This window comes from Chryseobacterium sp. T16E-39 (assembly GCF_002216065.1).
Taxonomy (GTDB): Bacteria; Bacteroidota; Bacteroidia; order Flavobacteriales; family Weeksellaceae; genus Chryseobacterium.
Genome location: NZ_CP022282.1, coordinates 2,617,436 through 2,642,548, shown reverse-complemented (window position 1 = coordinate 2,642,548; position 25,113 = coordinate 2,617,436). Strand labels below are relative to the sequence as shown.

Sequence of the window (25,113 nt, the reverse complement as noted above, 5' to 3'; positions counted from 1 at the left end):
AATATGGAGAGTTTAAAAAAAGTAATATTGTTTTTTGTAGTTCTCTTTGGATTTTCTACTGTTTTTTCTCAAAAAGTAACGACTCAGGCAATTGATAAACCTTCTGAAGGAAAATCTTTAGTATACATATTAAAAACGGGAGCTGGTTTTTTGATCAACTTCAGAGTGTATGATAAAGATGTATTTTTAGGATCAATTGCTAGTGGAAAGTATTTAGTTTATGAATGTGAGCCAGGACAGCACTTGTTTTGGGCAAGTTCAGAAAACAGAGATTATGTAGAAGCAAATCTGGAACCTAATTCAGTATATGTTTTAAATGCAGAAGGACAAATGGGTGCTTTTGTGGCAGGCGTGAGCCTTAAACCATTGAACCCGGCTGAATTTAGAGATAAAAAACTGTTCTATCAGGTTGTAAAGAATGATACTAAAAAGATATATGCCAAATCAGACGATGATAAATCTGAGAATATTGCAAAAGCAATGGCAAAGTATCAGGAATTAAAGGATAAAAAATCGAATAAGGTTTTGAACCTCCTTGCTGATATGAAATTCGAAAACGCAGATAAACCTACAAAATAATCTCCAATCTATAAATATAACATTATGAGTGCAAAAAAAGGCTTACATCTTACGCTGAAAATTTGGAGACAAAAGAATAACAAAACCAAAGGTCAGTTTGAGACTTATAAAATATCGGATGTATCAACAGATTCTTCATTCTTAGAAATGTTGGATATCCTTAATGAAAATTTAATTAACGAAGGAAAAGAACCTATCGCATTTGATCACGACTGTCGTGAAGGAATCTGCGGAATGTGTTCTCTTTATATTAATGGTAGAGCTCATGGTCCGGATACGGGTATCACGACTTGCCAGCTTCACATGAGAATGTTCAAAGACGGTGAAACAATCGTTATTGAACCTTGGAGAAGTGCTGCTTTCCCTGTAATTAAGGATTTAATGGTGGATAGAAGTGCGTTTGACAGAGTGATGGCAGCAGGTGGTTTCATCTCTGTGAATACCTCTGGAAATACACTTGATGCAAATGCAATACTAGTTCCTAAAGAAGATGCAGACAAAGCTATGGATGCTGCTGCATGTATCGGATGCGGAGCTTGTGTGGCTACCTGTAAAAATGGTTCTGCGATGCTATTTGTAGGAGCAAAGGTTTCTCAATATGCATTACTTCCTCAGGGTAGAGTTGAAGCAAAAAGGAGAGTTCTTAATATGGTAAAGGCAATGGATGAAGAAGGATTTGGTAACTGTTCAAATACAGGTGCTTGTGAGGTAGAATGTCCAAAAGGAATTTCTTTGGAAAATATTGCCAGAATGAACAGAGAGTACATGTCAGCGCTGGTTGATAAAGGATAAAACGAGTTCAGCTCAATGAAAAAATCGTCTCCTTATAGGATGACGATTTTTTTAGTTAAATCTTTCATAAAAAGTACTATTTAATTGTATTAAGTATATTGAAAAACTTATTTTTGTTTAATTATAAAAATCAAAATGAAAAAATATCTTTTATTGTTTATCATTGCAATATTTGTAATGTCTTGCTCTAAAAAAGTAGAAGTAAAAGGAAAAATAACAGGCGGATCTCCACTGGAAAGAATTGAATTTATCGAAGCTTCAGGAGTCGCCACATTGCCCTTAGCAAATATTGGAGTGAAAAATGATGGGACATTCTCTGGAAGTTTTGAAGCTCCTAAAAATGGGATGTATCTTATTTCTTATGCTGGAAAGCAAAATTTGGTATACCTAAAAGGAGGGCAGACTCTTAATATTTCAGGAAGTGGAATGAACTTCCCAAATGATTATGTTATTACGGGTGATGCAAAAAAGAATAATGATTTCTTTACAGCTTCCCAAAAATATCTTACCAACTATGCTCAGACGGTAAACATGAATGAGCTAATGACCAAGGATGAAAGAGGTTTTCTTGCGGGGATACAGAAAGTTGAAAAAGATATCAATAACAATATTGAAGAGAACGTTAAAAAATTCAGTCCGGATAATGAAGTAGTGCAATGGAAGAAGAATGATCTTTCAAGTACTTTATTATCTATTATCAGTCAGTATGAAATGAGACAGGGGTCTGGTAATCCTTCATTCAAAGTAGGAAAGGCTTTCACTGATTATGAAAATAAACTTCAGGAAAATAAAGAAACGATGATTAAGGAAAACCCTTATTACAGACAGTATTTATTGGCTAAAATGAGTCCTGATTTTCAAAAATATGCGGAAGCAAATAGTAAAAATAAGACTGATGTTACTACTTCAGAATTATTTACACAATATTTAAAGACAAAAAAGGATATTTCTCAAACTGCTAAAGATTATCTTTTAGCTTTTGTAATGGCTCAGTCTGATATCCATCCAGGTTCACCTGTTAAAGTTACAGACAAAATCAAAAAAATCATTGATGAAGATATCAAGGATGCTACGATTAAGGGTGATCTTAATAAAATTCAGATTGCTGTAAATGGAGTGAAGGTTGGAGAAGTTGCTCCTGAAGCATCTTTAGTAAAACAAGACGGAAAATCGTATAAGATTTCTGAAAATAAAGGGAAACCTTATATGTTGTTTTTCTATGCATCTTGGAATCCATATATTAGTGAAGCTACAGTTCCTGTGTTAAAAGAAGTTGTTAATTTTTATAAATCTAAAATGAATTTTGTATTTGTAAATGTTGATGATACGAAGGATCAGTTTGTGAAAACAAGCAATTCTTTACTAAAAGGAATCCAGGGGACTAATGTTTATGGTGATGGTGGATTGAATTCTGATGTTGCTAAAAAATATGGTATTTATGGATTTAAACTTCCTTGCTTTGTGATCATAGACAAAGACGGAAAGATTGCCAGCAGATCTTTTGTTAATCTGGGAGAACCTGAATTGGTAACCATTTTGGATAAACTAACAGGGCTTTCCGCTCCAAAGGCTAATCCTAATGTTCAGTTACAGCCAGGTTTTGGAGCTGATCCATCTGCTCAGCAGGTGAATCCTCAATCTGCAAATCCTCAGCCAGTTCCAACAAAATAGTAAACTTTAACATACATGAAAAACCTTATCCTAGGATAAGGTTTTTTTTATTGTATTTTTGCAAAATGAAGCCGAAAGGTGACATCATTATATAGAAAAAATAGAAATTAGGGAATGAGAAAGAAGAAAGATATTATTCTTGAAAATATTAAACTTTTAACCGCAGGTGCTAAAGGAGTAGCCATAGGAAAAACAGAGGAAGGGAAGACGGTTTTGGTTTCAGGAGGTATTCCGGGAGATGTTGTTAATGCAAGAGTTAAAAAGTCTAAATCTAAATATTTTGAGGCTGAAACTCTTGAGGTTGTTGAGAAGTCTCCATTTAGGGTAGATGCTAAATGTATTCACTTTGGAATTTGTGGCGGCTGCAAATGGCAAAATATGAGCTATGAAAAGCAGTTGGATTTTAAACAGGAGGAAGTTTACAATAATATAAAAAGGATTGGTGGAATTGAAGATTTTGAAACCATTCCGATCCTGGGTGCTGAGGAACAGTATTTCTACAGGAATAAAATGGAATTCTCATTTTCAAATGCAAGATGGCTTACACAGTATGAAATAAGCTCAGAAGAAAACTTTGGCAGCAAGGATGCTTTAGGTTTTCATATTCCGGGGATGTGGAGTAAGATTCTAGATCTTAAAGAATGTTTCCTTCAGGAGGATCCGTCAAATGCGATCCGTCTGGCAGTGAAAAATTACGGAGTTGAAAATGGATTTGATTTCTTTGATGTAAGAAATCAGGAAGGATTTTTGAGAACTTTGATGATGAGGCAAAACTCCAAAGGAGAATGGATGGTTTTGTTTCAGCTTTACAGAGAAGAGGCTGAAAACAGAGAGAAGCTTTTTGAGTTTTTATTAAGTAAGTTTCCACAAATTAAAACCTTGGTCTACGCTATTAATCCAAAACAAAATGATTCCATTTACGATTTAGATATTAATGTTTATTTTGGAGAGGGCTTTTTAATGGAAGAGATGGATGGGCTGAAGTTTAAAATCGGACCAAAATCTTTTTTTCAAACCAATTACAAGCAGGCTTTGGAACTGTACAGAAAAACGTTAGAGTTTGCCGACCTGAAAGGTGATGAAGTTGTCTATGATCTTTACACGGGAACAGGTACTATTGCGCAATATGTAGCCAGAAAAGCAAAGCAGGTGATCGGAATAGAGTCAGTTCAGGAAGCTATTAATGCAGCTATTGAACATGCTGAATTAAATGGTCTTACCAATTGCACTTTCTATTGTGGAGATATGAAAAATGTCTTTAATGATGAATTCTTAGAAAATCATCCAAAGGCTGATGTACTCATTACAGATCCTCCAAGAGACGGGATGCATCAGAAGGTTGTAGAGCAGATCTTAAAACTTTCTCCTGAAAAAGTGGTGTATGTAAGCTGTAATTCTGCAACTCAGGCAAGAGATCTGGCTTTGATGAAGGATCATTACAATGTTGTAAAGATATTACCGGTGGATATGTTCCCTCAAACTCATCATGTTGAGAATATTGCATTGCTTATAAAAAAATAATTTACCTAAATTTGAGTTTAAATATTATTATGAAATATTTTAAATTTCTCTTATTGACTTTAATGCTGGGAATGCTTTGCTCTTGTGGCGGGGATGATGATATCTGCGAAAGTGGTGAAGGAACCCCTAGAATGAAAATTGCATTTAAGAATGCAGAGAATGATAAAGTCATAACATTAGATTCTCTTTATGTAGCTGTGGATTATGGCTCCGGTAAAGTACAATTGGGAAAGCTGCAAAAAATCAGCTCCAGATTAGTACCTTTAAGAGTGGATGATTCACCTTACACAGATGTCTATTTCAGGTTGACCGTTAAGGGGGCGGAATCAAAAGTTAGAATAAGCTATACCACTAAATCAAAATATGTTTCTCCCGGATGTGGATTGAAAAAAACGTATGAAAACTTAAATTCTGAATTACCAACACCTGATAATCCTGTGAAGAAAGTTGAAATTGTACAAAATAATATAGAGAATGAAGACAAAACTAATCTTTACCTTCTTTTTTAGTGCATTAAGTCTCCTGGGTTATGCTCAGCAGAAAAAAACTAAAGTAGAACCTAAGAAAGAAAAATGGAAGTATGAACCTAATTTTATGGTTGGTTTTGATGTTCTCAATACGGGGAGTGCCTTCTTTTCAGATAGAAAATTATATCAGGGATTTATATCCTCAAAAATAAAAGGGAGTTTACATGGTATTGCAGAAGCGGGTTTTGAAAAGAATGTTTATCAAAAAAATGGCTATGATGCCAAGGTAAATGGACCTTTTGTAAAACTTGGTGTTTTTTATATGCTTGCCAGTGATCCGGAAAATGAATTTAATGGTTTTTATGCAGGAGGGAAAGCAGGGGGTTCATTTTATACCCAGGAGTATATGGCAATACCTGTTCGGGGATTTGGAGGAAGTGCTTCTTCTGTAGCCTTTCCGTCCTCTACTCAGTCTTCCTATTGGCTTGAAGGAGTGATAGGAGGCAGGGTTCAGTTGTTTGAGTCTAATTTTTATATAGACGTCAACCTGCAACCGAAGTATATGGTTTTTACCACAAAGCAGGATGATATACAGCCTATGATAGTTCCGGGCTTTGGCCGAAGTTCATCTAAATTCAATATGGGCTTCTCCTGGAATATAGCATATAAATTTTAATTTTTATATAAACCTGAACCAAAGTTCAGGTTTATTTTTGTAATCGACATCAGATTTAGATTCTTTAAGGAATATTTCTTCCTCAAAGTTAGTAGATAAGGGGATCGTATACCCTCTTTTACGTGATTACCTTTATTTTTTTTGTAATAGTGAATTATATTAATAATACCTTAATATTAAGCTAATTTAATTTTTAATTAAAATATTTGACCTTACTCCTGTAAAGTAGTAGGGTTTTTATTTGATTTGTATATTCGTAAATTTGAGTAGTCTTTTTTGTTTTTATTTCAAGTATTGTATCTTCAAGTATGATTTTTTAATACTTTTTGTACGGGTTTTTTATTTTGAATTATATAATAAAATTATGGTATTTTAATGTGTTTCAAAACGTAATTAATCTATTTTTATATTTATCATATTTTATGTTAAATATATGTTTAAGTTTTTCTATTTTTGTTAAATGTGAATTTAAAAAAAGATTAATTTATGAAAAAACTACTTACTACTTTATTTTGTAGTTTGATAGGAGTTTCTGCCATGGCGCAATGGACTCCTACGACTTATGAAAGAGGGGCGAAACTAGGATCAAATTATGTCCGAGGTTATTACAAGCTCGATCTTGACAAAATAAAATCACAGCTTAGAAGTGCTCAGGAAATGGGGCCTAATTCTAAACCTGTAGAAATTTTACTTCCTACTTTGGGTGGAAAAATTGAAAGATTTGCTGTTTATAGCTTCCCGGTAATGACAAAAGATTTTGCTGATCAGTATCAGTTAGGATCTTATGCTGGAGTTAGTTTGGATGATCCGAGTAAATATCTGAGATTCTCTGTTGCTCCAAATGATTTCCAATCAATGATCATTCAGAACGGTAGATATGAATTTATTGATGCGGTGAATGCTGATAAAACAGTGTATGGTGTACACCCTAAAACAAAGAAAAATGAGAATGGTTTCTTGTGTTCAACAGAAGAAGATCCAGTATCACAAAATCAAATTAAAGAATTGTTGAAAGACGGAAAGTCTTTTACCAATCAACCTACTAGTTTTTCTAAAACTTCTGACAAGAAGTATAGAACAATGAGATTGGCTATGTCAGTTACTGGTGAGTATACTGCGTATTTCGGAGGTGTGGCTAATGCGCTTGCGCAAATTAATGCTACAGTGACGAGAGTAAATGCTGTTTTCGAAAAAGATTTTGCATTACATTTAAATGTTTTAAGTTATCCAACTCTAATTTTTGATAATGCAGCAACAGATCCTTATGCGACTGTTACAAACCCTTTAGCGCCTCCGGGTTCTTGGAATTTGTCTTTACAGCAGCAGCTTACTACTGTTGTAGGAAGTGCTAATTATGACATCGGTCACTTATTTGGTGCCTCTGGTGGTGGTGGAAATGCTGGTTGTATCGGTTGTGTATGTATTGCACCAGCAAATAACAATTCTTTAGGGAAAGGTGCGGGAATTACATCTCCAGCAACTGGAACAGTAAATGCTTCTGCTTTGCACCCACCTTCAGGAGATACTTTTGATATTGATTATGTAGCTCATGAAATGGGGCATCAATTGGGAGCAAACCATACTTTCTCACACAGCTTAGAACCCTCTGGTGTAAACATGGAACCAGGCTCAGGAACTACAATTATGGGATATGCTGGTATCACAGGTCCTACTACCGATGTACAGCCTCATTCTGATCCATATTTTCATATTGCAAGTATTAAGCAGGTTCAGGCTAACTTAATTGCAAAAACTTGTGATATAGAAACAGATATAGCAAATAACCCACCTGTTATTGCTGCGTTGCCGACTTATAATATTCCTTTAGGGACTGCATTTGTATTAACGGCTTCTGCAACAGATGCTGAAAATGATCCATTGACATATAGCTGGGAAGAGGTAGATAATGCAAATGTTGTTATTAATAATGCTAATTTAGGTACAACTTCTACAGGAGCTTCTTTTAGATCAGTTGCACCTAGTACAAGCCCAACTAGATATTTCCCTAAATTTGCGTCTGTAATGTCTGGAGTTTTAAATAACTCTAATAATCAATGGGAATCTGTTTCTATGGTACCGAGAACTACAAAATTCTCTGTAACAGTAAGAGATAATAACCCGGCAGCTAATCAGCAGCAGACTCAGTATGCAGAACAAACTGTTGTTGTGGGAAGTGATGGTCCATTTAAGATCAATAATTTTTATGTAAATAACAATGTTCCTTCTGCGATAGAATGGAATGTTGCGAATACTACTGCAGCTCCATACAATGTAGCGAATGTGAAGATTGATTACACAACTGACAATGGAACAACATGGACGGTATTATCAGCATCAACTCCAAATGATGGTTCTGAAAATTATACTTTCCCATCTTCTTTGAATGGACAAACGATCAAGGTGAGAATTTCATCAATCGGAAATATATTCTATACTGTAAAATCAATAATGGTTACTACACTTGCGCCTTGTAACGGAAATGCTCCTACAAATCTTGTGGTAACAAACATAACAGCGCATTCTGCAGATGTTACATGGCAGCCTGTTGTAGGTGCTACGTATAAATTGCGTTACAAAAAGGTAAGTGAAACTAGCTGGACTGAAGTGAGTTTAAATACAGCTTATACAACATTAAATAGTTTAGCTGAAGGTGGAATCTATGAAGTACAAGTAGCTACTGTATGTAGTGGTACAACGGGTACTTATTCTCCGTCTACAAACTTTACAATACAGACTTTGACGTATTGTGTAACTCAGGCAACTAATATAGATGATGAGTTTATTTCTAACGTAACAGTTGCAAATATAAATAACACATCTGTAGGAAGTGCTTATACCGACTATACAAATAACCCTGCTCTTCAGATTAATGTAATAAAAGGTAGTACTTATCCAATTTCAGTTACTATTGGAACTCCAGATGTTGATACAGTAGCTGCTTGGATCGACTTTAATAAGAATGGTGTATTTGAAAGCTCCGAAAGAGTTCTTAACTATCCTGTTGGAGCAATAACAGGTCCTATTACAGGTTCATTTACAGTTCCTCAGTCAGCAGTGACAGGTCAGCCTATGAGAATGAGAGTTGTATTGTTATATGGAGGTCCTTCTAATGCTGGAGCTTCTTTAACAGGTCCTTGTGGAACACTTAGCTATGGAGAAGCTGAAGATTATAATGTTGTAGCAACTGCAACATTGGGAACTTCTGAAACTGTTATTAAAAATGATGGTATCCAATTATATCCTAACCCGGCAAGTGATGTATTAAACATTACGAAAGTTTCTGATAAAGCAACTTATAAAATTTATAGCGTTACTGGTCAGTTAGTGAATAGTGGAAATATCAATGGTGGAAAAATTAATGTTTCTACTTTGGTAAAAGGTGGATATGTAATCACAATTGATGAAAAAGGAAAAGATGTATTTAAATCTAAATTCATCAAGAAATAAGAACATATTCTTATAAATATGGAATCCCCAGACACTGTCTGGGGATTTTTTTATTTTGAAGTGATAAATTATATTATTGTGAAATTTGTATAAAAAAAATGAATGTACCTATAAATTACTAATAAAAAATGATTAGATTTGTGTAATTAATATAATATATTGAGAAGCTTATGAAGAAAATTTTTACTTCTTTCTTCTTTCTCTGTCTGTTTGTCGTCACCAGTGCACAATGGAGTCCGACATCATTCAAGGGAGAGAAAATCAGAGGGAGTTCTGAAATTAAGAACTATTACTCTTTAGACATTCCCTTATTAAAATCCCAATTGGTGAACGCTCAGGAAACAGGCAAGAATGCAAAGCCTGTGACTATTTCGTTGCCAACCATGGATGGGAAAATTGAAAGGTTTGCCGTTTACAGCTTTCCGGTTGTTGTAAAGACACTGGCAGACGAGTATCAACTGGGATCTTATGTAGGTGTCGGGATCGATGATCCGGGCAAATATCTGAGATTCAGTTTAGCACCAAATGATTTTCAGTCAATGATTTTCAAAAATGGGATCGCTGAATTTGTAGAGCCGGTGAATAAAGACAAAACGGTTTACGGTGTGCATCCGAAAACTGATAAAAGCAGTGAGGGCTTTTTATGTTCTATGAACGAAAGCTTTTTATCTAAACAAGACATCAGTAAACTTTATGACAAGGGTGCTGCATTTACTAACCAAACCACTAATTTTTCTAAATCTTCTGATAAGAAGTATAGAACAATGCGATTGGTAATGTCTGTGACGGGAGAGTATACCCAATTCCATGGGGGTACAGTTGCCGGAGCATTGACTGCAATTAATGCAACCCTGACAAGAGTAAATGGGGTCTTTGAAAAAGATTTTGCACTTCATTTAAATTTACAGAATTTTCCTGGGGTAATTTATACCAATGCTGCAACCGATCCTTATTCTCCGGCTGCTGCTGGAGCAGGAGGTGCTTGGAATTTAGAATTGCAAAATACATTAACTGCTAACGTTGGAAATGCCAATTATGATATTGGGCATTTATTTGGTGCTTCAGGAGGTGGAGGTAACGCAGGATGTATAGGATGCGTCTGTGTGGATCCAACTACAGGAGTTCCTAAAGGAAAAGGTTCCGGATATACATCTCCAGCAGATGGAATCCCGCAGGGGGACAATTTTGATATTGACTATGTGGCTCATGAAATGGGTCACCAGTTGGGAGGTAACCATACTTTCTCTCATGCACTTGAAGGAACGGGGGTGAATATGGAACCTGGTTCAGGATCAACGATAATGGGCTATGCTGGAATTACCGGTGCCAATACTGATGTGCAGCCTCATTCAGATGATTATTTTCATATTGCAAGTATTAAACAGGTACAGGCTAATTTGATTAGCAAAACCTGTGATGTGGAAACTCCGGTTGCAAATAATCCACCTGTAATTGCAGCTTTACCCACCTATAACATTCCTAAGGGAACAGCATTTGTATTAACAGCATCTGCTACAGATCCTGAAAATGATCCAATGACCTATACCTGGGAAGAGGTAGATAATGCGAGTATTACGATTAATAAAAATAACTTAGGAACCACTACTACAGGGGCTACGTTCAGATCTTTAAATCCAACGACAAGCCCTACAAGATATTTTCCTAAATTATCTTCAGTGTTAGCTGGAGTTCTTAATAATTCAAATAATGGCTGGGAGTCAGTTTCTACTGTGGCAAGAACTACTAAGTTCTCTGTAACAGTAAGAGATAACAGCCCTATAGCTAATCAACAACAGACCCAATATTCAGATCAGACAATTATTGTTGGTAACGACGGTCCTTTTAAAGTAACGACTGCAACTGCCTATAATAATGGTCCAACTACAGTAACCTGGGATGTTGTAAATACTACAGCGGCACCATATAGTGTGGCCAATGTAAAAATTGATTATACAACAGATAATGGTGTTACCTGGAATGTTTTAACTCCTTCAACAGCAAATGATGGAAGCGAGTCTTTAACATTCGGGGCTTTAACATTAGGTTCTACAGTTAAAATCAGAGTAAGTTCTATTGGTAACGTATTTTATGCCATAGGAAGTGCAACGGTAGCAAGTTTAGCTGCTTGTACCGGAGCTCCAACAACAGGTGTCGTTGTTTCTGCAGTCACTCAGACGCAAGCAACGGTTTCATGGGCAGCTTCTGCGGGAGCAACATATGTTGTTCAATATCGTCCGGTAGGAAGTACTACATGGATTCCTGTAAATGCAACGACTAATACTGTTGTATTAACAGGATTAACTGATGGAATCCAATATGAAGTACAGGTCGCAAATGTATGTTCAGGAACTCAGGGTGCTTTCTCTGCTTCTGTGAATTTTACAACTCCTGGATTGAACTATTGTCAGATGCAATCAAGTAACTTCGCAAGTGAATATATTTCTAATGTAACAGTAACTCCAAATGGGGCAGCTGTGATGAGTAATAATTCAGTAGGAAGTACCTATACAGATTATACAACTACTCCAAGTGCCCTGATCAATTTGGTTATAGGATCTGCAAGCAATACAGTTTCTGTTTCTAAATTTTATCCTGGAGGATTTACTTATTCAGAGGCAGTAGGAGTATGGATAGATTTTGATAGAAATGGTATTTTTGATGCTTCCGAGCAAGTGATGAATTCACCTTCTAACACGACTACTCCGGTAACGGCTACTTTTAATGTTCCTGCAACCGCATACAATGGCCCGTCAACTACAAGAATGAGAGTGGCAATGCGATATATTACTTCTCCAATCATGTGTCAAAACTTTGGTGATGGTGAAGTTGAAGATTATGCAGTGAAGTTAATTCAGCCAATACCTTGTACAAGTAATGCGCCTTTAAACCTTAGTGTAACTAATATTACCGCAACATCAGCATATGTAATGTGGGATCCTGCTATTGGAGCAACTTATATTTTAGAATATAGAGCTGTAGGAGCGACTACCTGGACACCAGTTCCTTTAACGACGAATGCATATACCATCACAGGTTTAACGGAATCTTCTCAGTATGAAGTTCGTGTGGCTTATATATGTTCCGGAACAACGGGAACCTTTACAGCTCCTGTTCAATTCAGTACCCCGGCTGTAAACTATTGTAATGTGACGGGGAATAGTTCGAACGGATATATTTCAAACGTTAAGATAACGGCAACTAATTCATATGTTATGAATAATGACACCGGAGCAAATTCCTACACAAATTATACTCCGGATCCAACCAAATTGGTAACATTAGTACGTGGTTCTGTAAACAATGGTATTTCAGTTGGTAAATCTTGGATTACACCAAGTACATTCCCTCCTTCTTTAGCAGTTGGAGCCTGGATTGACTTTAACAGAAACGGAATATTTGAAGCAAATGAAAGGGTAATCAATACAACACCAAATAATACAACACCTATCACTGCGACATTTACAGTTCCGAATACATCATATAACGGTCCGCTTACTCTTAGAATGAGGGTAATTATTTCTTCATCTACCGTTACTGATCCATGTGTAAATATTACGAATGGTGAAATTGAAGACTATGCTGTGAAAATTGTAGACTTACAGCCATGTTCTCCTGCACCACCAGCGCCAATTATGGTAAATGGTGTTACTGCATCTACAGCTACAGTTTCATGGCTGAATGCTACTGGGGCAACTTACGCTTTGAGGTATAAGCCGACAGCATCAGCTGCTTGGATAACAGTTAATCCTGTTCCTGCACCTGGATATATCTATACGATTTTGAACTTAAATGCAACAACTCCTTATGAGGTACAGGTTGCAACAATTTGTAGTGGTGCTCAGGGAGCTTGGTCTCCATCTGTAAACTTTACAACATCGGCGATCAGTTATTGTAATTCAGGAACGGCGACAGTAGGAGATGGTTATATAAATAATGTAACAGTCACTCCTACCAATTCTATCGTGATGATCAATAATTCCGGAGCTACGACGTATACTGATTATTCTCCGGACCCGACCAAGCTTATTACATTTGTTCGTGGTTCTACAGGAAATAACATTTCCATTGGAAGAGTAATCTTATCAAGTACATATGCTACTTCTGTATGGATAGATTATAACGGCGATGGTATCTTTGACAATGGTGCGGAAAGAGTAATGAATCTGGGGTATTCCAGTACAACTCCTGTAACTGCGACCTTTACTGTTCCTGCTACGGCATATACCGGAACAAACATTGTGAAAATGCGTGTCATTGTTTATTATAATACAATTGATAATGCATGTCAGAACCTTACAAGTAATGGTGAGGTAGAAGACTATGCTGTGAAATTTGTAGATATCCAGCCATGTACTACAGCACCTCCAAGTAATATTACAGTATCTAATATTACAGCAACGACAGCAAATGTCTCTTGGATGGCGGCTACAGGTGCTACTTACGTATTAAGATGGAGACTTGGAGCTACAGGAGCTTGGACAACTATTGACCCTGTTCTTGCGCCTGGTAACAGCTACACGATTACCGGACTTACCGAGCTAACTACATATCAGGTACAAGTTGCAACGAGATGTAGTGGTACTCTAGGAGGGTTCTCTGCTTCGATACCATTTACAACAACTGCTATTAGTTATTGTAATATGACAGGAACAGGAACCAACGATTACATTGCGAATGTAACGGTTGCCTCTGTAAACCCAGGTATTGCACCAATGAGTAATACTTCGGTTCAAACAAACTATATCAGTTATACAACACCTCCTACGTTGGTTAACCTGGAACTTGGTTCAACAGGAAATAAACTATCTGTTACTAAAGGATGGGCTGGTGCTACAAATAGTGATGCCGTAAGCGCATGGATCGATTTTAACCGAAATGGAGTGTTCGAAGCAAATGAACAAATCATGTCATCACCGTCGAATTCAACAAATACGGTTACATCATTATTCAATGTGCCTTCGACAGCATATAGCGGACCTCTGACAACGACAATGAGAGTAGTGCTAAAACGCAACAGTTCTCCGGTTATGTGTCAGGTGGCTGTAAATGGTGAGGTAGAAGATTATGCGGTAAGAATCAGACCATGTGCGACAGGTACACCAACCAACCTAAACTTTAGTACCATTACCCATACTTCAGCTATCATAAACTGGACAGGTGTAACAAATGGTCTTACGTATATTTTACAATACAGACCTTTAGGATCTACAGCATGGACAAGCGTTAACGTATCTACACTTTTAGGTAATCCACCTATTACATTGACTGGTTTAACTCCTGCAACTACGTATGAAGTACAGGTTGCTGCAAGTTGTGGAACCACACCAGGAGTGTTTACGCCAATTAAGACATTCTCTACAAGATGTGATCCTACGCCTCCTACTGTAACCATTAGTAACATTACAACAAACTCAGCATTGGTTACATGGGCACCAGTTGTACCTAGTGCAACATATGTATTACGATACAGAATTGTAGGAACAACCACCTGGATTGATGTAACAGTACCGGTAACACCTGGGAACTCTTATCCATTGACCGGATTAAGTCCTTATACGACTTATGAGGTTCAGGTGGCTAATAAGTGTGTGGGTGAAACAACAATTAACCCATATTCAAACCCTAAGGTGTTTACAACAGAGAGAACGTGTGAATTGCCGCCTCCTGGATTAACGATAACTAACTTGACTCCTACAACAGCAATCGTAGTTTGGGATCCATTCCCTGGAGCTACCTATATCTTAAGATATAGAAAAGTAGGTATTCCAAGCTGGACAACGATTCCGGTAGCGACAAATACACTTACTCTTACAGGGTTAACTGAATTAACGAAATATGAAATGCAGGTTGCTAATATCTGTAGCGGTACACCTGGTACCTTTACACCTCCATACTTCTTTACAACTCCGACTGTAATTTACTGTCAGATGTCGTCCGGAAGTTCTGTTAGTGAGTACATTTCTAACGTTACAGTAAAACCTACTGATAAGCCACAAATGTCTAACGATTCAAATGCTCAGAATTATTCAGACTTTACAGGAATTCCTGAAAAATTCATCGAATTGATTCAAGGTTCTTCAGGTAATGAAATTTCAATTACTAAATCTTGGACAGGAACAACCAATGACGAAGGTATTGCTGTATGGATAGATTTCGACAGAAGCGGAACTTTCGATCCTAGTGAAAGAATCCTTGTATCTTCACCTAACACGGTAACGCCTGTTAAAGGAACGTTTAGTGTACCTGCAGATGCATTCATCAGTATGACAGACTACAAATATGTTGTAATGAGAGTTGCGATGCAAAAAGGAGGTATTCCTGTGAATTGTATAAGCTTTGCAAATGGAGAGGTTGAGGATTATACAGTGAGAATTTCTAAAAGAACAGTACCTAATCCTGTTAATCAAACAGAAATTCTGATTTATCCTAACCCGGTAAGCTCAGTATTGTATGTGAAAAATATTAGTAAGAAAGCTAATTATAAACTATACAATGCGGCAGGACAGCTTGTTATTAGCGGAGTCATCCTGAATAATAAGATCGATGTTAGCAGATTGATAAATGGAGTATATGTGATCGACATCGAAGATGTTCAAGGCACAGCTCAGAAGAAATTTATCAAAGAATAATAAATAATCATTATTAAATAAAATGAGCTCTTAGAAATGAGAGCTTATTTTTTTGGCAATAAAAAAACTCGTTAGAAAATGTCTAACGAGTTTTTTATTTATTCTATTTCGAAGATAACACGTTCTGTTTGTTCTTTTAGATCTTCCAGATTGGTGTCATTATAAATAATATAATCGGCTATTTTTATTTTCTCTTTCTCGGGCATTTGCCGCTCCATGATTGTCTGTACCTCGCGATAGGTTTTGTTATCCCTATCCATTACTCTTTTTATTCTGATATTATCCTGGGCTGTCACCAGGAGAGATTTATAACACTGTAAATTGAGCTTCAATTCAAACAATAGCGCAGTCTCTTTAAATACCAAATATTTAGATTGTTTTTTCACCCACTCTTCAAAATCAATTCGAACAGCAGGGTGTATGATACCATTTAACTGTTGGAGTAGATCTGCATTGTTAAATACCTTTTCCGCAACAAATTTTCTATTATAAGAGCCATTCTCATCATAAGATTCATCTCCTAAAAGTTCTTTAATTCTTTCCTTTAAAATTTCATTGTCATTGACAATTGTCTTTGCTCTATCGTCAGAATAATAAACGGGAAATCCGCATTCTTCAATAAATTGGGCTACTGTTGTTTTTCCCGAACCTATTCCCCCTGTAAGACCAATGATCTTGGGTGATGGTTCTGGTTCTGTTTTTTGTGTTTCTGAATGTAGTTCTTCCATAGTCAATTAATATCCAAAAACATCATTAAAACTGTGGATCTCATCAAGTCTTACTCCCTTTTCAGTCATTTTAAGACTTGCGAGTTCATGGTTTGCATCATGTTCGAAGAATAATAAATACTCGTTATCAACACATTGCTTTAAAAATTTTGCTTTTTCCTCTACTGTTAAAAGAGGTCTTGTGTCATATCCCATTACATAAACCGGATTGATGTGTCCGGCCGTAGGAATAAGATCCGCCGCAAAAACAATTGTTTTTTCCTGATACTGGATTACTGGAAGCATTTGCTTTTCAGTATGTCCATCTACAAAGATGACATCCATTTTCAGGTCCGGAGCAAAGCCATAATTCCCTGTAGTTGGGAGGGGTAGAAAATTCAACTGACCGCTTTCCTGTATGGGAAGAATGTTTTCTTTTAAAAAACTTGCCTTCTCTCTGGGATTGGGTTCGGTGGCCCACTGCCAATGGTTTTCATTAGTCCAGAAATGAGCATTTTTAAAGGCCGGTCTATAGCCTGTTTTATCATCGTTCCATTCAATGGCACCGCCACAATGGTCAAAATGTAAATGGGTGAAAAAGACATCAGTAATATCTTCCTTTACGAAACCGTATTTTTTTAAGCTTTTATCTAAATTATCATCTCCCCAAAGAGAATAATGTCCGAAAAATTTTTCATCTTGCTTATTTCCCAAACCGCAATCCACTAAAATAAGTTTCTTGCCGTCTTCGATTAATAAAGATCTTGTTCCCAGTTCTATCAGATTTCTATCGTCTGCAGGATTGGTTTTTTCCCACAGACTCTTTGGGACGACTCCGAACATAGCACCGCCGTCCAGTTTAAATTTTCCACATTGTATTGGATATAACTTCATATAATATTATGTTTTATAATGTATTTTACTTTTTATTAAGTTTCATTTTTTCAGCAATCTTTTTCCCCTGATCATCAGATTTTTCAAGATGAGAAATAATGTTTTGATAATCTTCCTCTTTCCTGTTTTGAGAAAGTTTTTGTTTTATAAATATTTCTGCGGGGATTATTTTTATTCCAAATGCACCTTTCATTTCCTTTTCCACAAACTCCTTACCCATATTTTTCACCAATACAGGACACTGTTGGAAGCTTTCATATTTGAGGGTTAGTTTATCTAAATGGCTGTAGAGCTCCTCATTGTTCATGAGTTCAACTTTACCATGAATCTGTACCGCTTCATAGTTCCACGTTGAAACATTGATATGATTGTACCAACTGCTGGAGATATAAGTGTGTGCTCCTAAAAAGTCGCATACCACTTCATCCCCATTTTTCAAGGTCTTTGCCTGCGGGTTTGCCCTTGAAATGTGGGTCTCAACATAAATATGGTCCGGATCGTCTTCATTAAGCATCATCATAGAATGAGTTGCCCTTATCTTGTCAACCGAAGAAATAAATAAAGCGAAAGCATTTTCCTTAATGATTTCACGCATTACATTATAATCTTCGCTCTTGTATAATTTTGGGATAAACATAACTTACTAAAATAATTCTCCAGGATTTTTAGGGATCGCAATCTGCAAATGTTTATAAGCTTTCTCTGTCACTTCTCTTCCTCTCGGAGTACGGATAATAAATCCTTCCTGAATTAAAAATGGTTCATAGACCTCTTCTAATGTTTCAGGGTTTTCTGCAATTGAAGTCGCCAGGGCAGAAATACCGACAGGTTTTCCTTTGAAATTTTCAATCATAACGCGCATGATCTTATTATCCATCTCATCCAGGCCGAACTCATCTACATTTAGAGAATTCAAGGCATATTTTGTAATATTGATTTCAATTTCTCCATTGCCTTTTATTTCTGCAAAATCCCGTACCCTACGTAACAATGCATTGGCAATCCTGGGTGTCCCACGGCTTCTCCGTGCAATTTCAATGGCGGCATCTTCATAAATCTTTACCCCCAGAACTCTTGAACTTCTAATAATGATCATTGATAAAAGTTCTATTGTGTAATATTCTAGTCTGCTCTGAATACCAAATCTGGCCAACATCGGTTTAGTAAGCATTCCGCTTCGGGTAGTTGCTCCTACTAAAGTAAAAGGATTGAGCCCAATCTGAACACTTCGCGCATTGGGACCGGTCTCGAGCATAATATCAATCTTATAATCTTCCATAGCAGAATAAAGATATTCTTCAACTACAGGCGATAAACGGTGAATCTCATCGATGAAGAGAACATCATTCTCTTCAAGATTAGTTAAGAGTCCTGCAAGACTTCCGGGTTTATCCAAAACGGGACCTGATGTGATCTTACAGTTTACACCCAATTCGTTTGCTATAATGTTAGCTAAAGTTGTTTTTCCAAGACCTGGTGGGCCGTGAAGAAGAACATGATCAAGAGCTCCACCACGTTTTTTGGCAGCTGTCACAAAAACTTCGAGATTTTCCAGCGTCTTTCTCTGTCCCGCAAAATCCTTAAAACTCTGGGGGCGAATTTGTTCTTCCTGCATGAGTTCCTCATGAGAAAAGTTTTCTTTATCTGGATGTAAAAAGTCAGGCATTAATTCATTTCATTTACCTCAAAGATAGGGATTTTAGACTTACGGTAGGGAAAAGGTTATGCTAAAAAATGAAGGTTAAAAGATATTTTTTAAGTATTTTTGGACTGGAAATTTAAATCTCACTACAACTTTTTCTGATCATATACTTATGAAATTAATAGGACCATTTAAGCAAATCATTACACTAGCCAATCTTTCGTTAAGAGGAAAATTATCTGACGATCAACTTGAAGTAATCGTTGATGCAGGAATTCTGATTGATGATCATAAAATCCAAAAGCTTGGAAATTTCAAAGAGTTAAAATCAGAATATGGAGGTGCAACAATTGAAGAAGTTGAAGATGGCCAGATTGCAATGCCTGCTTTTGTGGATTCTCATACCCATATTTGTTTTGGAGGTAACCGAGCCAATGATTTTGCAATGAGAAATGCCGGAAAGACCTATCTTGAAATCGCAGAGAGTGGAGGAGGGATCTGGAGTTCCGTTCAGCACACAAGAAATGCCTCAGAAGAAGAGTTGTTAAAAACTTTATTGGAAAGAATTAATTTTCTTATTTCTTTAGGAATTACTACTATTGAAGTGAAGAGCGGGTATGGATTAGATGTAGAAAATGAACTGAAGATGCTAAGGATGATCAAACAGGCTCAGGAAAGAACTAAAGCTACGCTGATTCCAACATGTCTTTCAGCCCATTTAAAGCCGAGAGATTTTGACGGGGATAATAAAGAATATTTGAATTTTATTATTACAGAGATTTTACCTAAAGTAAAAGATGAAAATCTTGCAAAAAGAGTGGATATCTTTATTGAAAAGTCAGCATTTCAACCAGAAGAAAGTAAAGAATTTTTATTAAAAACTAAAGAACTCGGTTTTGAAATAACAGTTCATGCAGACCAGTTCACCCCGGGAAGCTCCAGGATTGCAGTTGAAGTGGGAGCGCAATCTGCGGATCATTTGGAGGCTACAATTGATGAAGATATTGAGTTTATTGCTCATTCTAATATTGTAGCTACAGCATTGCCGGGAGCAAGTTTAGGATTGGGGGAAAAGTTCACTCCGGCACGAAAGTTGTTGGATGCAGGAGCTATTCTTGCAATAGCCAGTGACTGGAACCCGGGTTCCGCGCCAATGGGTAACTTAATTACTCAGGCTTCCATTTTAGCAACATACCAAAAGTTAACCACTGCCGAAGTTTTGGCAGGAATAACTTTTCGCTCAGCATATGCTCTGGGATTAGAAGACAGGGGAAGATTAGAAAAAGGATTAAAAGCAGATTTTGTAACTTTTAAAACGGATAATTTTCAAAATGTACTATATAACCAAGGAAGTTTAACCGCTGAAAATATTTATATCAATGGAGAAAGGTGGAAAGTCTAATCTAAAAACTTTTCCCCTGCTTACTATCTTGTTATAAGTTTCCTTAATGAACCTGTTATTTTTCATTGTCGGAAAATAATTCTACAGTTCCTAAGTGTAATTGATAAAGAAGGATCATATTGTTTTTCTTACTTTTTTGAATGCTTTTGTTGCGCTATGCCAGAATGATGTTTCAATAATTTAACCCGAAAAATATATATGATGAAATTTCGAAATCTACAATCAACATTTAACAGAGGAGTAACGATTCCAAGTCTCATTTTTATAATTGGAACGTGCTTCCTTTCTGCGCTTTACCCGAAATCTACAGAGAATATCTTAAATGGGATTAAAGAATTTATTTTTGTTAATCTGAATTGGGTTTACGTTTGGTCTGTCACCATATTTGTGATTTTTCTCGTATATCTCATGTTTAGTAAATATGCAAATATAAAGCTGGGAGCCAATGACAGTAAACCGGAATACTCTTTATTCTCATGGATTTCCATGCTGTTTGCTGCAGGGATGGGGATTGGTTTGATATACTTTAGTGTGGCTGAACCCATGCAGCATTATTCTTCGGAAGTCTTTGGAAATAGCCATTATGTAAACAGGGCAAAGCAGGCGCAGCTTTATACATTTTTTCACTGGGGGATCCATGCCTGGGCTATTTATGGGATTGTTGGTCTTTCATTATCCTATTTTGCTTATCGGTATAGGCTACCTCTTTCATTAAGAAGTTGTTTCTATCCTTTATTAAAAGACAAGATCAACGGAAAGTGGGGAAACGTTATTGATATTTTTGCGCTTTGTTGTACTTTTTTTGGAATTACAACCACATTAGGTTTCGGAGTTGTTCAGATCAATTCGGGGTTACAGATATTAGGAGCCATTCCCGAAAATAAATTTGCATATCAGATCATCATTGTTTTTTGCCTGATTGCTCTTTCTGTTTTTTCTGCGATTAGTGGAGTAAACAAAGGCGTGAAAATATTAAGTAATGTTAATGTTATCAGTGTCATTGTTCTTTTATTATTTGTACTGATATTAGGGCCAACTGTTTATTTAATAGGCAGTTTTACGGAAGGTTTGGGGAATTATATCAATAATTTTTTCGATCTTACTTTTAGTACCCATGTATATGAAAAAGAGACTCTGCCCTGGTTTTATGACTGGACTATTTTATACTGGGCATGGTGGATCTCATGGTCGCCTTATGTAGGCTTGTTTATAGCCAGAATTTCAAAAGGAAGAACGATCAGAGAATTTATTCTGGCAGTTTTGATACTTCCTACTTTATTTAATTTTAGCTGGATGTCTGTTTTTGGGAACAGTGCCATTTGGTTTGATTTCAATATAGCAGGAGGTAAGCTGAGTGAATTTGCTTCCAATCCGGATGCATTGATGTTCCGTTTTCTGGAATATATGCCATTTTCTACGATCACCAGCTTTTTCGTTATCATTATTATCATCATCTTTTTCGTGACTTCAGCAGATTCAGGAATCTTTGTTATGAATAGTATTGCAACTAAAAATGCTGAAAAGTCCCCCAAGTGGCAATTGATATTTTGGGGATTGCTGCTGGCTGTACTTTCTTTATTATTACTCAATGTGGGCGGGTTGAAAGCTCTTCAGAGTATGACATTAATCACTGCGCTGCCATTTTCAATTATTGTACTTTTATTCATTGTAAGTTTGATGAAGGCATTGATTATCGATCAGAAATATTATGAGAGAAACTTTTCAGCTTCCGCTATTCCCTGGTCTGGTGAATTTTGGAAAGAACGTTTAAAAAGGATTGTTTCTTTTAAAGATAAATCTTCAGTAGATGGTTTTATTCACGGCACAGTAAGAGATGGTTTTTTGGAGCTGCAACAGGAGCTTGCGGATAACGGGATAGAAGTAAAGATGAATTATGGTGATAATCCTACGAAAATAGAAATAGAAATTCATCACGGTGTTGTCAATAATTTTATTTATGGAATAAAAAACCAGGAGAAAACAGTCTCAGAATATATTATTTATGAAGAAAATCTTCCTGACCTTGAGAACAACACAACCCATTATCCAAAATCTTATTTTGGTGATGCGAGGGAAGGATACGATGTACAATATTTTACAAAGAATGAACTGATTTCTGACGTTCTTAAACATTATGAACGATTTTTAGAAATAGTTTCAGAAGAGAAGAATGAAATGTTTATCAGCAGCAATGCAAATCAGGGTAAGGTATAAAAATAACAACGGATAAATTTATGTAAATTTGCAGCTGTTTTAATAGATCATGATCATTGTACTATTGAAACAATATTATTGAGTTTATAAACTGTAATTGAATTATTAAGAATGATGTCACAGAATATTTGGCAAGGTAGATGGGATGGAGATGAACTTCTTTATCACAGAATTTTTCAAAGAGTGAAAATTGAAAATAATTATGATGTTATTTCTACTAATGATTTCGTTTTACACGGTTTTGCAGTAGAAGAAGGAGTAAGAAGGAATAAAGGAAGATTAGGGGCTAAAGATGCTCCGGATGTCATAAGGAAAAATATGTCAAATTTTCCGGTTATTCTTCCGGATTTTTCATTGTTGGATTTTGGAAATATAACCTGTGATGATACCCATCTTGAAAAGACTCAACAGAGTCTGGCCAAGAATGTGTCGAAAGTTTTATTGAAGGGAGGTAAATCTCTTGTTATTGGCGGTGGTCATGAGCTGACGTATGCTCATTATTTGGGGGTGAAAACGGCTTTTCCCGAACAGAAAATAGGGATCATTAATATTGATGCTCATTTTGATAACCGTCAGCCCGAAGAAGGAGTAGGAGCAAGTTCCGGAACCGGATTCTGGCAGATCGCACAGGAAGGAGATATTCATTCCCTGCATATTGGAATACAAAGAAACTCCAATACCTTAAAATTATTTGATACTGCGCATCAATACGGTATGAAATACATTCTTGCAGATGAATTGTTTTTTGAAAATCTTCCCTCCATATATCAGCGGATTAACGATTTATTGGATGAGGTGGATGTTGCCTATCTAACTATTTGTATGGATGTCTTTAATGCATCTATCGCTCCGGGAGTTTCAGCTTCTGCGTATAACGGTATTTTTGCAGATGCAGCTTTTATGCATTTCTATAAACATATTTTAAAGAGTAATAAACTGGTTGCATTGGATGTTGCAGAAGTGAACCCTTCCTATGATATTCAGGATAAAACAGCGAGGCTCGCTGCGAGTCTGATCAACGAGTGGTTTATGATATAACAAAAAATGTATTCTTTTAATAGAGAAAATCATTATTTTATTTAACCTAAAGGAACAAAATTTGTTGCTTTGTTCATGCTTTTACTGATAAGAGCATTCCAAATTCATTTTTTTGAATTTGAAACAAAAATTACATTATGGAACAATCAATTGAAAATAAACTTATCAAAGCAGATAAGACTTTTTCAGAATGGAAGAAAGTACCCTTTGAAGAAAGACAAAGGCTAATTGCAAAGGCAGCTGAGATTTTAAAGAACAATTCAGAGAAATTTGGCAGAATCATTACCACTGAGATGAATAAACCAATCTCGGAATCGATTGCTGAGGTGGAGAAGTGTGCTTTAATGATGAATTACTATGCAGATGCTGAAAATGTTTTAAAACCTGAAAAAATTGAATCTGAATTTGCTTATTCTGAAGTTCATTTTGTTCCGAAAGGAGTAATTTTAGGGGTGATGCCTTGGAACTTTCCTTTTTGGCAGGTGTTGAGATTTGCTGTTCCTGCGATTTTGGCGGGAAATACAATAGTTTTGAAGCATGCTTCGATTTGCTTTGGAAGTGGAAATGCAATAGAAGATGTTCTTTTGGAAGCAGGTTTCCCCGAAGGTGTTTTTCAGAATTTAGAAGTAGGGCATAAGGCTGTAAAAGAAATTCTTGAGCACGATGCTGTAAAAGGAGTGAGCCTTACAGGTAGCGGAAAAGCTGGAGGAGAAGTGGCCTCGATAGCGGGTTTAAATATCAAAAAATCCTTACTTGAATTAGGTGGAAGTGATGCTTTTATCATCTTTGATGATGCGGATCTGGAAGAAGCTGCAAAAGCGGGCGTAAAGTCCAGGCTTCAAAATTGTGGACAAACCTGTACTGCAGCAAAAAGATTTATCATTGACGAAAAGATTGAAGGTGAATTTTTACCTAAATTCATAGAAGAATATAAAAAATATGAAGTTGGAGATCCATTGGATAAAGAGACCAAATTAGCCGGAATGGCGAGACCTGACTTAGCGGATGAACTGGAAGCTCAATTTAATAGAGCGTTGGAAAATGGTGCAGAAATTATCATTCCGTTGGAGAGAATTTCAGAGAATGAATTCAAACCCGGTTTGATTAGAGTTCAGAAAGGGAATCCGGTTTTAAGAGAAGAGCTTTTCGGACCTCTTGGTATGGTTATGATTGCTAAAAATGATGAAGAAGCATTACAGATTGCCAATGATATTCCTTTTGGACTTTCAAACTCTGTCTGGACTAAAGATAAAGCCCGACAGCTGTTCTTTATTGAGAACCTGGAATCAGGGACAGTGAATATCAATAGAATGACGAGTTCTGATCCACGTTTTCCTTTTGGAGGAAGCAAAGCATCAGGATATGGAACCGAACTTTCTCTGATTGCTTTGAAAGAATTTGTAACTTCTAAAACTATTGTAGGGAATTGATTTT

16 protein-coding genes are annotated in these 25,113 nt (G+C 36.4%); 12 read left to right on the top strand and 4 right to left on the bottom strand.

Annotation, left to right across the window (positions count from 1 at the left end; genetic code table 11):
* Positions 1 to 3: 3 nt before the first annotated feature.
* From CEY12_RS11930 to CEY12_RS11895, 8 genes are all read left to right on the top strand, one after another.
* Entirely contained in the window at positions 4 to 579 is a 576-nt protein-coding gene (locus tag CEY12_RS11930; protein ID WP_089027908.1) for a hypothetical protein, read from the top strand.
* A gap of 24 nt (positions 580 to 603) precedes the next feature.
* A complete protein-coding gene (locus tag CEY12_RS11925) occupies positions 604 to 1,371 on the top strand; it encodes a succinate dehydrogenase/fumarate reductase iron-sulfur subunit (protein ID WP_089027907.1) in 768 nt (255 codons plus the stop codon).
* A gap of 135 nt (positions 1,372 to 1,506) precedes the next feature.
* Complete coding sequence (locus tag CEY12_RS11920) at positions 1,507 to 3,042, top strand: TlpA family protein disulfide reductase (RefSeq protein WP_089027906.1); 1,536 nt, start codon at positions 1,507 to 1,509, stop codon at positions 3,040 to 3,042.
* 114 nt (positions 3,043 to 3,156) lie between these two features.
* Positions 3,157 to 4,563 carry a 23S rRNA (uracil(1939)-C(5))-methyltransferase RlmD gene (gene rlmD / locus CEY12_RS11915; protein ID WP_089027905.1) on the top strand — a complete coding sequence of 469 codons (1,407 nt, stop codon included), beginning with the start codon at positions 3,157 to 3,159 and terminating at the stop codon, positions 4,561 to 4,563.
* Between the two features lie 29 nt (positions 4,564 to 4,592).
* Positions 4,593 to 5,072, top strand: coding sequence for a DUF6452 family protein (locus CEY12_RS11910; RefSeq protein ID WP_089027904.1), 480 nt, complete (start codon positions 4,593 to 4,595; stop codon positions 5,070 to 5,072).
* Positions 5,038 to 5,706, top strand: a complete 669-nt coding sequence (locus CEY12_RS11905; protein ID WP_089027903.1) for a DUF6048 family protein — start codon at positions 5,038 to 5,040, stop codon at positions 5,704 to 5,706. Before CEY12_RS11910 ends, CEY12_RS11905 begins: the two co-directional genes overlap by 35 nt.
* Positions 5,707 to 6,192: 486 nt before the next feature.
* Positions 6,193 to 9,153: a reprolysin-like metallopeptidase gene (locus tag CEY12_RS11900; RefSeq protein ID WP_089027902.1), complete on the top strand. Its 2,961-nt coding sequence runs from the start codon at positions 6,193 to 6,195 to the stop codon at positions 9,151 to 9,153.
* A gap of 170 nt (positions 9,154 to 9,323) precedes the next feature.
* Positions 9,324 to 15,782, top strand: coding sequence for a GEVED domain-containing protein (locus tag CEY12_RS11895; RefSeq protein ID WP_089027901.1), 6,459 nt, complete (start codon positions 9,324 to 9,326; stop codon positions 15,780 to 15,782).
* Between the two features lie 98 nt (positions 15,783 to 15,880).
* On the opposite strand, the gene coaE is transcribed toward CEY12_RS11895, so the two are convergent.
* Genes coaE through ruvB form a run of 4 tightly spaced genes read right to left on the bottom strand, consistent with a single transcriptional unit; the run spans position 15,881 to position 19,049 of the window.
* Positions 15,881 to 16,510 carry a dephospho-CoA kinase gene (gene coaE / locus CEY12_RS11890; RefSeq protein ID WP_089027900.1) on the bottom strand — a complete coding sequence of 210 codons (630 nt, stop codon included), beginning with the start codon at positions 16,508 to 16,510 and terminating at the stop codon, positions 15,881 to 15,883.
* A 6-nt stretch (positions 16,511 to 16,516) separates the two neighbouring features.
* Positions 16,517 to 17,383 (bottom strand): MBL fold metallo-hydrolase, encoded by an 867-nt coding sequence (locus CEY12_RS11885; RefSeq protein ID WP_089027899.1) that lies wholly within the window; start codon positions 17,381 to 17,383, stop codon positions 16,517 to 16,519.
* A gap of 25 nt (positions 17,384 to 17,408) precedes the next feature.
* Entirely contained in the window at positions 17,409 to 18,020 is a 612-nt protein-coding gene (locus tag CEY12_RS11880) for an FMN-binding negative transcriptional regulator (RefSeq protein ID WP_089027898.1), read from the bottom strand.
* Between the two features lie 6 nt (positions 18,021 to 18,026).
* Complete coding sequence (gene ruvB, locus CEY12_RS11875; protein ID WP_089027897.1) at positions 18,027 to 19,049, bottom strand: Holliday junction branch migration DNA helicase RuvB; 1,023 nt, start codon at positions 19,047 to 19,049, stop codon at positions 18,027 to 18,029.
* Positions 19,050 to 19,197: 148 nt separating this feature from the next.
* Between ruvB and hutI the strand changes: the two genes are divergently transcribed.
* The 4 genes from hutI to CEY12_RS11855 all read left to right on the top strand — a co-directional run bounded on the left by hutI (position 19,198) and on the right by CEY12_RS11855 (position 25,109).
* Complete coding sequence (hutI, locus tag CEY12_RS11870) at positions 19,198 to 20,427, top strand: imidazolonepropionase (protein WP_089027896.1); 1,230 nt, start codon at positions 19,198 to 19,200, stop codon at positions 20,425 to 20,427.
* Between the two features lie 198 nt (positions 20,428 to 20,625).
* The gene (locus tag CEY12_RS11865; protein ID WP_089027895.1) at positions 20,626 to 22,641 is read left to right on the top strand and encodes a BCCT family transporter; all 2,016 of its coding nucleotides are present in this window, start codon (positions 20,626 to 20,628) and stop codon (positions 22,639 to 22,641) included.
* Between the two features lie 111 nt (positions 22,642 to 22,752).
* Positions 22,753 to 23,679: a formimidoylglutamase gene (hutG, locus tag CEY12_RS11860; protein WP_228409682.1), complete on the top strand. Its 927-nt coding sequence runs from the start codon at positions 22,753 to 22,755 to the stop codon at positions 23,677 to 23,679.
* Positions 23,680 to 23,816: 137 nt separating this feature from the next.
* Positions 23,817 to 25,109, top strand: coding sequence for an aldehyde dehydrogenase family protein (locus tag CEY12_RS11855; protein ID WP_089027893.1), 1,293 nt, complete (start codon positions 23,817 to 23,819; stop codon positions 25,107 to 25,109).
* Positions 25,110 to 25,113: the final 4 nt, after the last annotated feature.